This window comes from Streptomyces sp. NPDC048182, assembly GCF_043202555.1.
Classification (GTDB): domain Bacteria; phylum Actinomycetota; class Actinomycetes; order Streptomycetales; family Streptomycetaceae; genus Streptomyces.
In genome coordinates this window covers 219,944-232,169 of sequence record NZ_JBIDAQ010000012.1, presented here as the reverse complement: position 1 = coordinate 232,169, position 12,226 = coordinate 219,944, and the positions used below count along the sequence as shown (strand labels likewise).

At 72.9% G+C, this 12,226-nt stretch carries 11 protein-coding genes; 4 read left to right on the top strand and 7 right to left on the bottom strand.

Annotated features, from left to right (window positions below; translation table 11 throughout):
- Positions 1–5 precede the first annotated feature (5 nt).
- Genes ACGFZL_RS23545 through ACGFZL_RS23525 form a run of 5 tightly spaced genes read right to left on the bottom strand, consistent with a single transcriptional unit; the run spans position 6 to position 4,627 of the window.
- Positions 6–1,124, bottom strand: coding sequence for an ABC transporter substrate-binding protein (locus tag ACGFZL_RS23545; RefSeq protein ID WP_393694420.1), 1,119 nt, complete (start codon positions 1,122–1,124; stop codon positions 6–8).
- Positions 1,125–1,138: 14 nt separating this feature from the next.
- Positions 1,139–2,434: a sulfate adenylyltransferase subunit 1 gene (locus tag ACGFZL_RS23540; RefSeq protein WP_393694418.1), complete on the bottom strand. Its 1,296-nt coding sequence runs from the start codon at positions 2,432–2,434 to the stop codon at positions 1,139–1,141.
- 2 nt (positions 2,435–2,436) lie between these two features.
- On the bottom strand, positions 2,437–3,357 hold the full coding sequence (cysD, locus tag ACGFZL_RS23535; RefSeq protein WP_355169548.1) for a sulfate adenylyltransferase subunit CysD: 921 nt from the start codon (positions 3,355–3,357) through the stop codon (positions 2,437–2,439).
- Entirely contained in the window at positions 3,354–3,917 is a 564-nt protein-coding gene (gene cysC / locus ACGFZL_RS23530) for an adenylyl-sulfate kinase (RefSeq protein WP_393694415.1), read from the bottom strand. Before cysC ends, cysD begins: the two co-directional genes overlap by 4 nt.
- A complete protein-coding gene (locus ACGFZL_RS23525; RefSeq protein WP_393694413.1) occupies positions 3,914–4,627 on the bottom strand; it encodes a phosphoadenylyl-sulfate reductase in 714 nt (237 codons plus the stop codon). The genes cysC and ACGFZL_RS23525 overlap by 4 nt, the downstream gene beginning before the upstream one ends.
- A gap of 535 nt (positions 4,628–5,162) precedes the next feature.
- Here ACGFZL_RS23525 and ACGFZL_RS23520 point away from each other — a divergent pair.
- From ACGFZL_RS23520 to ACGFZL_RS23505, 4 genes are all read left to right on the top strand, one after another.
- Positions 5,163–6,872 (top strand): hypothetical protein, encoded by a 1,710-nt coding sequence (locus ACGFZL_RS23520; protein ID WP_393694411.1) that lies wholly within the window; start codon positions 5,163–5,165, stop codon positions 6,870–6,872.
- Positions 6,869–8,113: a hypothetical protein gene (locus ACGFZL_RS23515; RefSeq protein WP_393694409.1), complete on the top strand. Its 1,245-nt coding sequence runs from the start codon at positions 6,869–6,871 to the stop codon at positions 8,111–8,113. The genes ACGFZL_RS23520 and ACGFZL_RS23515 overlap by 4 nt, the downstream gene beginning before the upstream one ends.
- A gap of 56 nt (positions 8,114–8,169) precedes the next feature.
- Positions 8,170–9,861 carry a nitrite/sulfite reductase gene (locus tag ACGFZL_RS23510; RefSeq protein WP_393694407.1) on the top strand — a complete coding sequence of 564 codons (1,692 nt, stop codon included), beginning with the start codon at positions 8,170–8,172 and terminating at the stop codon, positions 9,859–9,861.
- An 84-nt stretch (positions 9,862–9,945) separates the two neighbouring features.
- A complete protein-coding gene (locus ACGFZL_RS23505) occupies positions 9,946–10,695 on the top strand; it encodes a BTAD domain-containing putative transcriptional regulator (RefSeq protein ID WP_393694405.1) in 750 nt (249 codons plus the stop codon).
- A gap of 18 nt (positions 10,696–10,713) precedes the next feature.
- On the opposite strand, the gene ACGFZL_RS23500 is transcribed toward ACGFZL_RS23505, so the two are convergent.
- The gene (locus tag ACGFZL_RS23500; RefSeq protein ID WP_393694403.1) at positions 10,714–11,952 is read right to left on the bottom strand and encodes a beta-ketoacyl-[acyl-carrier-protein] synthase family protein; all 1,239 of its coding nucleotides are present in this window, start codon (positions 11,950–11,952) and stop codon (positions 10,714–10,716) included.
- Complete coding sequence (locus ACGFZL_RS23495) at positions 11,952–12,206, bottom strand: phosphopantetheine-binding protein (RefSeq protein ID WP_355169562.1); 255 nt, start codon at positions 12,204–12,206, stop codon at positions 11,952–11,954. Before ACGFZL_RS23495 ends, ACGFZL_RS23500 begins: the two co-directional genes overlap by 1 nt.
- Positions 12,207–12,226: the final 20 nt, after the last annotated feature.

Genomic DNA, 12,226 nt, shown 5'->3' with positions numbered 1-12,226 from the left:
TCGCCTCACTGTCGGTGAGCGCCGAGACCGGCGTCGTCGACCGCGGGCAGCCCCGCGGCCCTGAGGACCCGGTTGAGGGGCCCGAGGTCGTAGATGCGGTCGAGCAGCGGATCGCGGAGCAGGCCGGCGGCGACCGCGTGTGCCGCCTCCTCGCGCAGGGTGCCGGCGAGGGGGTCGTCCAGGACCTCGATGTGGCCGAAGGCCAGGTCCAGCACCTTCGGCGGCAGTTCCGTGCCCGAAAGGGCCTTCAGCTTCGCGGCGGCCGACGCCTTCGCCTGCCCGGGGTGGCCGTTGATCCAGGCGTTGGTCCGCACCGAGCCGCGCAGCACGGCCTCGACGGCCTCCGGGTGCGCCGCCAGGAAGCGCTGGGAGACGACGACGTTCGTGACGACGAACCTGCCGTCCGGCCACAGGTCTCTCTCGTCCACCAAGACCTTGCCGCCCGCCGTGACCAGCCGGGCCGCCACCGGCTCCGGCACCCAGGCCCCGTCGACGTCCCCGCGCTCGAACAGCGCCGGGATCTCCTTGTTGTCGACGCGCTGGACCTTCACGTCGCCCCGGCCGGTCTGCGCGTCCACCGTCGTCCCGTGCCGCGCCAGGTAGTCGAGCAGCGCGACGTCCTGGGTGTTGCCCAGCTGCGGGGAGGCGATCGTGCGGCCCGCGAGCGCGGCGGCGTCGGGCACCTTACGGGGGTTCACCACGAGGGAGACGCCGCCCGAGGCGGAGCCCGCGACGATGCGCAGGTTGCTGCCCCCGGAGCGCGTATAGCCGTTGATCGCGGGCGAGGGACCGATCCAGCCGATGTCGATCGCGCCGCCGTTCAGCGCCTCGATCTCCGCCGGACCGGCGTTGAACGTCAGCTCCTTGATCCGGGTCCCGCCCAGCTCCTCCTGGAACAGCCCTTGCTCGAGGCCGACCAGGGCGGTGGCGTGGGTGATGTTGGCGAAGTAGCCGATACGCACCTCGTCGAGACCGCCGACTCCGGCGCCCTCGGCGGCGACGGACGGCGGGGCGTCGTCCGCGGCCTGCGAGCCGTATCCGCACCCCGCGGCGGCGAGCACGGGCAGCACGACGAGGAGCGTGAGCCACCGCCGGGTGGCCCGGGTGACGGGAGCGACTGGCACGGCGGCTCGGCTCCTCACGCGTCGGGGGTGCGGGGCGGGGCCGGACGGGGTGCGACGAGGGTGTCGCCCGCCATGCCGGCGGTGAGCGTGGTGCCGTCGGCCGGGTCGATGAGGAGGAAGGAGCCGGTGCCGCGCGAGTCGGCGTAGGCGTCGACGGGCAGGGGTTCCGCCGTGCGGATCCTGACCCGGCCGATGTCGTTGGCGACCAGCCGCCCCGGGTGCGGGTACGGGGAGAGGTCGCCGAGCGTGAGCCGGGAGGGGATGTCCGAGACGATCGCCTGCACGGTGCGGGTGCCGTGCTTGACCAGCACCCGGTGTCCCACGGTCAGCGGCCGGTCGGCGACATGGCAGACGGTCGCCTCGACGTCCCTGGTGGTGGCGGGCGCGTCCGTGCCGGGCACGATCAGGTCGCCGCGCGAGACGTCCAGGTCGTCCGCCAGCAGGACCGTCACCGACTGGCCCGCCCAGGCCGCGTCGACCCGCTCGCCGAGCAGGTCGATGCCGGTGACGCGCGTGGTGAGGCCGGACGGCAGGACGGTGACCTGCTCGCCGACGCGGAGGGAACCGGCGGCGATCCGGCCCGCGTAGCCCCGGTAGTCGGGGTGCTCGGCGGTCTGCGGCCGGATCACGTACTGCACCGGCAGCCGGGCGGGCCCGTCGGCCGCGTGCTGCTGCCCGGGAACCGTTTCGAGGTGCTCCAGGACGGTGGGCCCGCCGTACCAGTCCATGCGCGGGGACGGCTCCACGACGTTGTCGCCGACCAGCGCGGAGATCGGGACGGCGGTGACCTCGGTGACGCCGAGACCGGCGGCGTAGGCGGTGAACTCCTCGGCGACGGCCGCGAAGACGTTCTCCTGGTGGCCGACGAGGTCCATCTTGTTGACGGCGAGGACGACGTGCGGGACCCGGAGGAGGGCGGCGATCGCGACGTGCCGGCGGGTCTGCTCGACCACGCCGTTGCGCGCGTCGACCAGGATCACGGTCAGCTCGGCGGTGGAGGCGCCGGTGACCATGTTCCGGGTGTACTGCACGTGGCCCGGGGTGTCGGCGAGGATGAAGCGGCGGCGCGGGGTGGCGAAGTAGCGGTAGGCCACGTCGATGGTGATGCCCTGCTCGCGCTCGGCGCGCAGGCCGTCGGTGAGCAGCGCGAGGTCCGGGGTGTCCTGGCCGCGGGAGCGCGAGGCGTGTTCCACGGCCTCCAGCTGGTCGGCGAGGACCGACCGGGAGTCGTGCAGCAGGCGGCCCACCAGGGTGGACTTGCCGTCGTCGACGGAGCCCGCGGTGGCGAGCCGCAGCGTGTCAACCACCATGGTCAGAAGTACCCTTCGCGTTTGCGGTCTTCCATCGCGGCCTCGGAGAGCCTGTCGTCGGCCCGGGTGGCGCCCCGCTCGGTCAGCCGGGAGGCGGCGATCTCGGCGATCACCCGCTCGATGTCGTCCGCGTCCGACTCGACGGCACCCGTGCAGGACATGTCACCCACCGTGCGATAGCGCACCCGGCGCTTCTCCGCCGTCTCGTCCACCCCCGGCCCGCCCCAGTCGCCGGCCGTCAGCCACATGCCGGCCCGCAGGAACACCTCGCGCTCGTGGGCGTAGTAGATCTGCGGCAGTTCGATGGACTCGCGGGCGATGTACTGCCAGACGTCCAGCTCGGTCCAGTTGGAGAGCGGGAAGACGCGGACGTGCTCGCCGGGGGCGTGCCGGCCGTTGTAGAGGTTCCAGAGTTCGGGGCGCTGGCGGCGCGGGTCCCACTGGGAGAACTCGTCGCGCAGCGAGAACACCCGCTCCTTGGCGCGGGCCTTCTCCTCGTCGCGCCGGCCGCCGCCGAAGACCGCGTCGAACCGTTCGGCCTGGATCTTCTCGGTCAGCGGCAGCGTCTGCAACGGGTTCCTGGTGCCGTCCGGGCGCTCCCGCAGCACGCCGCGGTCGAGGTAGTCCTGCACGGAGGCGACGTGCAGCCGCAGCCCGTGCCGCTCGACCGTGCGGTCCCGGTACTGGAGGACCTCGGGGAAGTTGTGCCCGGTGTCCACGTGCAGCAGGGAGAAGGGCACGGCGGCCGGGGCGAACGCCTTCAGCGCCAGGTGCAGCATGACGATGGAGTCCTTACCGCCGGAGAAGAGGATCACCGGCCGCTCGAACTCGCCCGCCACCTCGCGGAAGATGTGCACCGCCTCCGACTCCAGGGCGTCCAGGTGGGAGAGGCGCAGCGTCGTCGCGGCGGTCGGAGCGCTCATACCATTCCCCGTTCCATCAGGAGGGCGTACACCCAGGCCGCCGACTCGCCGACGCTCTGGCGCTGCGACTCGATGCGCAGGTCGGGCCTCTCGGAGGCCTCGTAGGGGTCGTCGACCCCGGTGAGGCCGGTCAGTTCACCGGCGGCCTGCCTGGCGTACAGGCCCTTCACATCGCGCACCGAGCACACCTCGACCGGGGTGGCCACATGCACCTCCAGATAGGGGGTCCCGCTCTCCTCGTGGCGCAGCCGCACGGCGTCCCGGCTGTCGGTGTACGGCGCGATCACCGGGACCAGCGCCTTCACGCCGTTGCGGGCGAGGAGTTCGGCGAGAAAGCCGATCCGCACCACGTTGGTGTGCCGGTCCTCCCGGCTGAAGCCGAGGTCCCGGGAGACGGCCTCGCGGATCTCGTCGCCGTCGAGCACCTCGACGCGGTGGCCCTCCCGGCGCAGCCGGCCGGCCAGTTCGTAGGCGATGGTGGTCTTGCCGGAACTGGGCAGGCCCGTGAGCCATACGGTGGCTCCGCTTGTCACATCGGTCTCCTGGAGGTCGCTGGTCATCCGTGCAGTCCGCACTCGGTCTTGGCGCGGCCCGCCCAGCGCCCCGCGCGAGCGTCCTCGCCCGCCAGGACCCGGCGGGTGCAGGGGGCGCAGCCGACGGAGGCGTAGCCGTCCGTCAGCAACGGGTTGGTGAGGACGCCGTGTTCGGCGACGTAGGCGTCCACGTCGTCCTGCGTCCAGCGGGCGATCGGCGAGACCTTGACCTTCTGCCGCTTCTCGTCCCAGCCGACGACCGGGGTGTTCGCCCGGGACGCCGACTCGTCGCGGCGCAGCCCGGTCGCCCAGGCGGTGTAGCCGGTCAGGCCCTCCTGGAGCGGCTGCACCTTGCGCAGCGCGCAGCACAGGTCGGGGTCGCGGTCGTACAGCTTCGGGCCGTACTCGGCGTCCTGCTCGGCCACCGTCCGGCGCGGGGTGAGGGTGATGACGTTGACGTCCATCACGGCCTCGACCGCGTCGCGGGTGCCGATGGTCTCCTCGAAGTGGTAGCCGGTGTCGAGGAACACCACGTCCACGCCGGGCAGGGCGCGGGAGGCGAGATGGACGACGACCGCGTCCTCCATGGAGGACGTCACGCAGAGGTCGCTGCCGAAGGCCGCCGCCGCCCAGCGGAGGACCTCCAGCGCGCCGGCCTCCTCCAGCTCACGCCCCATCCGCTCGGCCAGCGCCCTCGTGCCCTCGGCGTCCGGGCCCGCGATGTCAGTGCCCTCCATCCGGGACTCCCGTCCCGGCGCCCAGCGCCACCAGCCCGAGCAGTTGGACGAAGGAGAAGACGAACGAGCGCTCGCAGGCGCCGCATCTCCACGTGCCCTGTTCCTCCTCTGCCTGGAAGAGCCCCCGGTACTCGCAGTACGGGCAGACTTGGAGCGATTCGCATCCGTTCATCGGGTCTCCTGTCCAAAAGCGCTTTCTGCGGAATTCTTTCGGTGCAGGGGAAGTTCGGCGCTGCGAAGAGATCCCGGCGCTGCCGCAAAACTAGCAACGGCGGCGGATAGGCCACTGATACGGCGCTGACACGCGCCGCGATCCCGGGCTGCAAGTGCCGTGTCAGCGTGAAGTCAGCGGCGTTTGAGATAGTCGCCGAGGGATTTCTCCCCGAAGATCAAGGAATCTTCGATCGAAGCTCTTTTCACCGCAGACCAACGCCCCCCGGTCTGGGGGCCGTCGCGCGTGTCCGCGACCGGGGGACCCGAACGCACGCTCCACGAGAGGGGCATTCGCACGATGAGACCATTCAGGCTCCCGAGAGTGGGGACCGCACGGCGGCTGTCCGTGGTGTTCTTGACCTTCGGACTGACCACGGCCCTCCTCAGCGGATCCGGCCAGGCCGAGGAGAAGCCCACGACGTGGACCACCAAGGCCACGGGGTCCGACGGCACCACGTACACCGCCACCAACCACCTGGTCTCCGCGGCCAGGGGGCCCGGCCGGGAGTGGCTGCTGGCCTGGGCCGGCCCGGCCGACCGCACCAAGCCGGACTTCCTCACCGTCATCGACGCCACCGCCGGGTCGCCGAACTACGGCAAGGTCGTCAACACGGTCACGATGGGCCCGAACCTGGGCGGAGAGCCACACCACATGCAGTACGTGTGGCACAAGGGGGACCGCCTCTTCGCGGGCGGGATCCTCTCCGACACCACGTTCGTGTTCGACACCAAGGCCCTGCCGGCCGTGAAGCTCGTCGGTGTGAACACCGCCATGGACACCCCCTGCGGCACGCTGCCGGACGCCTACCAGGTGCTCCGGGACGGCACCGCCTACGGCACGTTCATGGGCGGTCCCAACGTGACCGGGCCCTGCACCTACACCAACGGTGAGGTGCGCGAGGGCAACGGTGCCGCCGGATCGCCGGGCGAGGTCGTCTACTTCGACAAGGACGGCAGGACGATCTCCGAGATCCCCGCCGCCGTCGCGGGCGGCGAGGACCCCGCCGAGTGCGGCAACGTGCCCGCGATGACGGAGGCGAGCTGCGCCAACCCGCACGGCATCTCCGTCCGCGAGGACCGGAACATCATGGTCGCCTCCGACTTCGTCGAGGCACGCAACTTCGTCACCCCCGAGGTGGAGCTGCGCGAGGATCTCGCCCGGCGCACGGTCCGCGTCTGGGACATCACCAACCGGGCGAACCCGAAGCTGAAGTCCGTCAGCGCCGTCCCGGACGGCCCCCGCCTGGCCCAGGAGAAGGACCCGATCTTCGGTGAGTCCCGGGTCCTCATGGAGAACGCGCTGCCCTACCAGCGCGGGCACAAGGGCGCGTTCGTCTCCTCGATGACCGGCGGCGCGGTCTTCTACACGCCGGACATCGCGGCGGCCGAGCCGGTCTGGAAGGAGGTGCTGGACGACACCACGGCGTACCAGACCTTCGCCCCCGACCAGACCGGTGGCGGCGACAACTCCAGCTGGCTGGCCGTCAGCCCCGACGACCGCTACCTGTTCCACACGGTGATGGGCTCGTCGAAGCCGTACGGGGCCCCGCTGGACGTCACCAACGGCATGCTCTACGTGCTGGACATCCGGAAACTGCTCGCCTCCGGCAACAACCCGAAGTGCTCCATCGACACCCTCGACGAGGCCTACCGGGGCGGCAAGGAGAGCGACTGCCCGTCCCTGGTCGGGACCGTGCCGATCCGCGACACCACCGACGGCGGCCCGCACTGGGGCGCGATGGACAACTTCGAGAAGGGATGGGACGGCCGGTACCGCGAGACCAAGACCGTCAAGCGGGTGGCGACCGCCAACTACTTCCTGGCCGGCGCCTTCGGCGGCGACGGCGACCACCGGGTGTGCATGTTCGGCCTCGGCGGCAAGGACGGCATAGCCCTCGACCGCACGTTCAAGGACGAGGTCACCCGCCGGCCCTGCGTCAGCTTCAACCGGACGTCGTGGCCGCACGGCGAAGCCGGTGACGCCCGGCCGCACGGGGTGTTGTTCGTCGTCAGCGACGGCGCGCTGCGGTGACCCACCCCCTCTCGACCCGGTTGTCCGCGGTGGCCGACGGCCACCGCGGGCGACTGGCCCAGTCCGCGACCGAGGCCGGCCCGGGCCTCGGGATGGTGCTGGGCGCGGCGGTACTGCTCTGCGGCGTCGGCCTGGCCATGCTGCTGCTGCGGCGCGGCCGGCTGCGCCGCCGGCGCAGCCAGCTCGCCGCCTTCGCCGTCATCGTCGTCGGCGCGGTCCTGGCGGGCACGGCCGTCTCCCGCGAGCCGGACCCCGCGGTCGCCGCCAGGCCCGGCGTGCCGCTGCTGGCCGGCGCCGAGACGGCGGCCCGGCCCATCCCCGTCGCCGTGGTGCCGAACCGCCCCGGGTTCAACCTGGTGGGCGTCGCCGCCGACCGGGCCTCGGCGGGCACCGACCCCGCCCGGCTCAGCGCCGGCCGCCGGTACGCCGGATCAGGGCAGACCTGGGTCGGCGTCACCCTCGGGGCCGGCGAGCAGCGGCTGCACCTCTCCGTCGACGGCCTCGCCGCGACGCTGGACGTGGACACCGGGCACGACCCCGGCCCCCGGACCGCCGCCCTGCGCGGTACCGACGGCCCCGAGTGCGCGGCGGCCGCCATCGGCACCCTCATCGCCGGCGGCGAACGGCCCCTGACGGCCTGCCCCGCCGACCGGCTGACCGACGAGGACGCCGCCGTCCTGCGCTCGACCGTGCACTTCATCGCCGCCCGCGGTTCGCGGACCGTCGCCCTGCGCGGCGACGACTCGCCGCGCGCCCGGGCCGCCGCCGGCGTGGTCCGCGAGGCCGCGGCGCGGGAGCGGCTCACCGTGGTCGCGCCGGGCCGCGGCCGCGCCCCGCTCCTCGTGGTCGCCGGCTGGGCGGCCGCCGAGGCCCAGGTCGAGGAGGTCGGCTCGGGCCGGATCGGGACCGCGGGCACCTATCTGGCGCCCTGGCTCCTCTCCCGTCCCGTACTCGGCCCCAGCGCGGGCCAGCTCATCCCGTTGCGCTACGACCCGCGGGGCCCGGCCGCCAACCGGTACCTGGCCGCCCTGACCCGGCGGCTCCCCGGCGAGCTGCCCAGCGCCGCCGGCTACGAGGCCTGGCAGCGGCAGCGCGGCGACGACTTCCGCCCGGCCGTCCTCTACGCGGCGGCCGAGGTGTACGTCCCCGGCATGCCCGCGGAGCACCAGCACTCCCAGAGCGCGGACTGGCTCGCCAGCGGCATGATCGCTCCGGCCTCCGGGCCGCTGCAGCGGTCGTAGCCGCGCACAGCCGGTCCCAGTCGCGGCGATTCCAGGCCGCAGAAAGGGCAACAGACATGACGGACAGGGCGTCGGCGTCACCGGCACCGCGGACGGGGCGCGAGGGCGCGCGCGGCGAGGGCCAGTGGGCCCTCGGACAGCGCGATCCCCTCAACGGCAACGAGGCGATCAAGCAGGAGGAGGACCCGCTCCGGGTACGCGAACGCATCGAACGGATCTACGCGCGCGAGGGCTTCGCCTCCATCGACCCCGACGATCTGCGCTCGCGTTTCCGCTGGTGGGGCCTGTACACCCAGCGCCGCGCCGGCATCGACGGCGGCCGGACCGCCGTGCTCGCCCCCGAGGAGCTGGACGACGAGCACTTCATGCTCCGCGTCCGCATCGACGGCGGCCGCCTCGGCCTCGACCAGCTCCGGACCGTGGCCGACCTGTCGGTCCGCCACGCCCGCGGCACCGCCGACCTCACCGACCGGCAGAACATCCAGCTGCACTGGGTGCGCATCGAGGACGTTCCCGAGATCTGGCGCCGGCTCGAGGCGGTCGGCCTGTCGACCACCGAGGCCTGCGGGGACTGCCCGCGCGTCGTCGTCGGCAGCCCCGTGGCGGGCGTGTCGCCCGACGAACTCCTCGACGCCACCCCGGCGATCGAGGAGATCACGGCCCGCTACATCGGCGACCCCTCGCTGTCCAACCTGCCCCGCAAGTACAAGACCGCGGTCAGCTGGCTGCCCGATGTGCCCTACGAGATCAACGACCTGGCGTTCCTCGGCAGCGTCCACCCCGAACGCGGCCCCGGGTTCGACCCCTGGGTGGGCGGCGGGCTGTCCACCTCGCCGCGGCTCGCCGAACGCCTCGGAGCCTGGGTGCCGCTGGACGACGTCCCCGACGTGTGGGTGGCCGTGACACGGCTGTTCCGGGACTACGGCTACCGCAGGCTGCGCAACCGGGCGCGGCTGAAGTACCTGGTGGCCGACTGGGGGGTGGACCGCTTCCGCAAGGTGCTGGAGGACGAGTACCTGCACCGCCCGCTCCTCGACGGGCCGGCCCCGCCGCTGCCGTCCGCGCCGATCGACCACATGGGCGTCCACCGGCAGCGCGACGGACGCCACCTCGTCGGCGCCGCCCCCGTCGCGGGGCGCGTCTCGGGCACCGCGCTGGCCCGCCTCGCGGACCTCGCCGAGGCCCACGGCTCGGACCGGGTGCGGATCACCCCGTACCAGAAGGTGCTGGTCCTGGACGTGAGTGACGCGGACTCGCTGGTGCGGCAGCTGCCCGGCGCGGGCCTGGAGGCCGGGCCGTCGCCGTGGCGGCGCAACACCATGGCCTGCACCGGCATCGAGTACTGCAAGCTGGCGATCGTCGAGACCAAGGAGCGCGCGGCCACGCTCGTCGCCGAACTCGAACGGCGGCTCGCCGGGGAGCGGCTGGACCTCACCGTCAACATCAACGGCTGCCCGAACGCCTGCGCGCGCACCCAGGTCGCCGACATCGGGCTCAAGGGGCAGCTCGTGACCGACGCCGCCGGCGCCCAGCGGGAGGGCTTCCAGGTGCACCTCGGCGGCGGTCTCGCCCTGGCGGACGGGGACCAGGGACGGTTCGGCAGGAAACTGCGCGGGCTGAAGACCACCGCGGACGAACTGCCGGACTACGTGGAGCGGGTGGCCCGTGCCTACCTGGTGGGCCGCGAGGACGAGGACGAGACGTTCGCGCAATGGGTGGCGCGGGCACAGGAGGACGCTCTGAAATAGCCCGCGAACCGGGAATCCGTGGAACCGTGCACGCGCATTCCGAACCCTTGCCGTCGAACTCTTCCCACAGAGAAAGGACGGGCCGTGCGGATCGAACTGCTGGGGCCTCTGGAAATCATCGACGAGCACAATATCCGTTTCTCCCTGCCGGGCGAGAAACTCCGGACCATCGTGGCGGTGCTCGCCCTGTCGGGCGGGAAAGTCGTCTCTCGCGACGAACTGATCGACGAACTCTGGGCCGAGAATCCGCTCCGGGACGCCGTGAACTCGCTCCAAGGACACATCGCGCGGCTGCGCCGCATCCTCGTCACCCGGATCGGCCGGGACCTGCGGTCGGTCGTGCAGACCACCCCGGCCGGCTACCGCCTGGAGCTGGCCCCGGAGCACATCGACGCCCTGCGCTTCACCGCGCTCGTCGAGTCCGCGGCGCCGCTGCTCGAGGCCGACCCCGAGGCCGTCCTGCGGACCCTGAACAGCGCGCTCGCCCTGTGGCGGGGCCCGGCGCTGTTCGACACCGGCCAGGGGATGATCTGCCGCATGGCCTACACCCACCTGGAGGAGAGCCGCCTGATCGCCCACGAGCGCAAGATCGACGCCCAGCTCGGCCTCGGCCTGCACCAGGCCGTCATCCCCGAGGCCGAGCAGCTCCACATGCGCTACCCGCTGCGCGAGCACTTCTGCCGGCAGCTGATGTCGGCGCTGTGCAGCTCGGGCCGTCAGAGCGAGGCGATCAACGTGTACAACCGCACCCGTCAACGCCTCGTCCGGGAGCTGGGCATCGAACCGTCGCCGCAGCTCAGGGGGGCCTTCCGGGAGTTGCTCTCGCAGACCTGACGTCCGCGGGCCCGCGGTTCACGCCCGCTCGAAGACGAGTACGGCGTTCTGGCCGCCGAAGCCGAACGACGTGCTGACCGCCGGGCCGTCCGCGAGGTCCCGGGGCGCCTTGGCCACGACATCGAGTTCCACCGCCGGGTCCAGGCTCTCCAGATTCGCGGTCGGCGGCACCACGCGGTGCTCCAGGGTGAGCGCCGTGACCGCCGCCTCGATCGCCCCCGCGGCCCCCAGCGAGTGGCCGACCACGCCCTTCACCGAGGTGACGGCGGGACGGTCGCCGAGCACCCGGCGCAGCATCCGGGCCTCGGTGACGTCGTTCAGCGGAGTGGCCGTGCCGTGCGCGTTGACGTGGCCGACCTCGTCGGCGGCCACTCCCGCGTCGGCCAGCGCCGTACGCAGCGCCAGCTCGGCGCCGCGGCCCTCGGGGTCGGGTGCGGTGGCGTGGTGCGCGTCCGCGCTCGCGCCGTACCCGCTGAGCAGCGCGTGGACGCCGCCGCCCCGGGCCCGCACGTCCTCGGGGCGCTCCAGGACCAGGACGGCCGCCCCCTCCGCGGGCACGAAGCCGTCCCGGTCGACGTCGAAGGGGCGCGAGGCGGTCGCCGGCGACTCCCGGCGCCCGGAGAGCGCGCCCATCTGGCTGAACCCGGACATGATGGACGGGATCAGGCAGGCCTCGGTGCCACCGGTGAGGACGACGTCGCAGGTGCCGGAGCGCAGCAGCTCGCGGGCGGTGCCGATGGCCGTGGTGCCCGAGGCGCAGGCCGTGGCGACCACGAAGTTGGGGCCCCTGGCCCCGCACTCCATGGCGAGGTAACCGGCCGTCATGTTCACCGCGAGCATGGGGATCAGCATCGGGGAGACCTGGTCGAAGCCCTGGTCCAGCAGCACGTGGTGCTGCTTCTCCCAGGTGGCCGCGCCCCCGATGCCGCTGCCGATCACCACGCCGACGCGTGCGCCGTCCCACGTCGCCGGGTCCAGGCCGGAGTCGGCCAGCGCCTCGGCCGCGGCGGCCAGCGCGAACTGGCTGCTGCGGTCGAGGCGCCAGGCCTTGCGCCGGCCCAGCGCCGCGGCCGGATCGAAGCCGGGCACCTGGCAGCCGAAGTCGGCCCGGGTGCCCGCCAGCGCGGGCACCTCGCCCGCCGCCGTCGCCTCGCCCCGCAGGATGCGCGCCCAGGAGGCGGCGGTGCCGATGCCCGCCGCGGTCACCATGCCGATACCGGTGACCGCGGCGGAGAACGGCGGCCTGAGATCGGTCATCAGCCCGTCACTCCCGCGGCCTCGGCGAGTTTGCGGTCCACCATCGCCGCGGCCTCGGCCACCGTGGCGTCCAGCTCCAGGTCGTCGTCCCCGATCGGGGTGGCGAACTCCTGCTGGGCGGCGAGGCCCAGTTCGACCAGGGCGAGCGAGTCGACCTCGAGGTCGCGGAAGGTCACGTCGGACGAGATCTCGTCGGCCTCCAGGCCGCAGGCGTTGACCAACAGCCCGACCAGTCGGTCGTAGGTGTCACTCATGCTGTGTCTCTCCTCAGTCG